This window comes from Streptomyces sp. NPDC050549 (assembly GCF_040655035.1).
Taxonomy (GTDB): domain Bacteria; phylum Actinomycetota; class Actinomycetes; order Streptomycetales; family Streptomycetaceae; genus Streptomyces.
The window spans coordinates 1-1,694 of the sequence record NZ_JBFAJD010000117.1 but is presented as its reverse complement, the minus strand read 5'-3'; the positions used below and the strand labels follow the sequence as shown (position 1 = coordinate 1,694).

General features: G+C 68.1%; 1 protein-coding gene. It reads right to left on the bottom strand.

From position 1 onward, the window contains the following. Positions 1-28: 28 nt before the first annotated feature. Positions 29-1,249, bottom strand: a complete 1,221-nt coding sequence (locus AB0I51_RS48380) for an IS110 family transposase (RefSeq protein ID WP_362985919.1) — start codon at positions 1,247-1,249, stop codon at positions 29-31. Between the last annotated feature and the right edge of the window lie 445 nt (positions 1,250-1,694).

The window sequence follows — 1,694 nt, the reverse complement described above, 5'->3', positions numbered from 1 at the left end:
GAGACAGACATCCGATGCGGTTGATCAGTCAAGCGGTGTTGGGGAAGGCGGTCTGTTCGTCGTAGGGGATGTGGTGGGTGAGGCAGTGGTGGAGGCAGCCGAGTAGGCGGTTGAAGAGGTTGCGTTGTGCTGCGACGTGTCGTTCTTCGGTCGCTCGTCGGTGGTCGTAGTGGGCTCGTGCGCCTGGGGATGCGGTGAGGGCGGCGAAGGCCCAGTTGTAGCCGGCTGAGGCGAGGCGCTGGTTTTTGATGTGTCTGGCCAGGACGGTGGTTTTTCGTCCGGAGGATCTGGTGATGGGGGCGGATCCGGCGTAGGCCTTGAGGGCGCGTGCTGTGGTGAAGCGGGTGTGGTCGTCGCCGAGTTCGGCCAGGACGCGGGCGCCCGTGAGGTGGCCGAGGCCGGGGAAGCTGGTGATGATCTCGGCGTCCTCGTGAGTGGTGAAGGTGTCGAGGAGCGCGGCTTCCAGTTCGTCGGCGCTGGTGCAGGCGGCGTTGAACTGCCGCAGCAGGGCGAGGGTTTTGGTGCCCATCGCGTCCTCGACCAGGGGTGGTTGGTGCATCTGGGGTTCGCGCAGCAGGGCGTGGAGGCGTTCGACTTCGCCGGTGATCTCGCGTTGGCGGCCGGCCTTTTTGAGGATGGACCGCAGCTGGGGACGGGTGAGCTGGGCGGCTTGCGTGGGGGTGGGGGCCGCGGCGAGCAGGGTGCGGCTGACGGGTGAGGCGAGGCCCTCGCGGAAGTGCCTGAAGACGGTGAGGAAGGCGGGGAAGTACTCGCGCAGGTGGGAGCGGAGCCGGTTGCTGTTTTGGACGCGGTCCCAGACGGTGTCCTGCTGGGCTCGGGCCAGGACGGTGATGGCCTGGGCGAGGTGGCTGTCGGCGGGCAGGGGGCGGTGTTCGGCGGGGTCGGTGCGCAGGATGTGGGCCAGGACTTTGGCGTCGAGGTGGTCGGACTTCTTGCGGCTGAGTGCGTAGCGGTCGCGGTAGCGGGCGGCGGTGAGTGGGTTGATGACGTAGATCGGTCGGCCGGTGGAGCGTAGGCAGGCGACCAGGAGTCCGTGGGAGGTCTCGATGGCGATGGGGATCGGGTTGTCGGGGGTGTCGTCGTGGCGGGCCAGGAGGTCGAGGAGCTGGGTGAGGCCCTGGGGGCTGTCGTCGATGCGGAGCTTGGCGAGGAGGGTGCCGGTCTCGTCCAGCAGGGCGATGTCGTGGTGGTCGGTGGCCCAGTCGATACCGCAGAACACGCTGGTCATGGGGGTGTCCTCTGGTTGGCGGTGGTGTGCTGGTCCTCGCCGGGCAGGGGTTGCGCGTCGTCCTAATGGCAGGGCTCAGGGGCCCGTCATCCGATCAGCCGTTCGCAATCCCAGCGGTCGTCAGGGGTCTCGGTCAGCTGTGGAACTGGGGGTTCGCCGAGCGGTGAGAGGTGTTCCCTGGCGGCGGCTTGGACCACGAGCCCACGATGCCGCTGTTGTGTCCTTCGGCGGTGGTGGCGGGGGCGGTCCGCGCGGGACGGAGGCAGGAGCGCGGGCCGCCCCCGCCACCACCGCACGATGAGGAACGGGGGAGTGGGCCGGCATGCGGGGCCGACTCTGTCTTGGGAGGTCAGGCCTCAGGAGCGGTTACGGATCACCGCATGCCGGTTCGCTCAAGACGTTCGCCAGCAGGATCAAGACCAACGTCTTACGACGCCATTAGGAG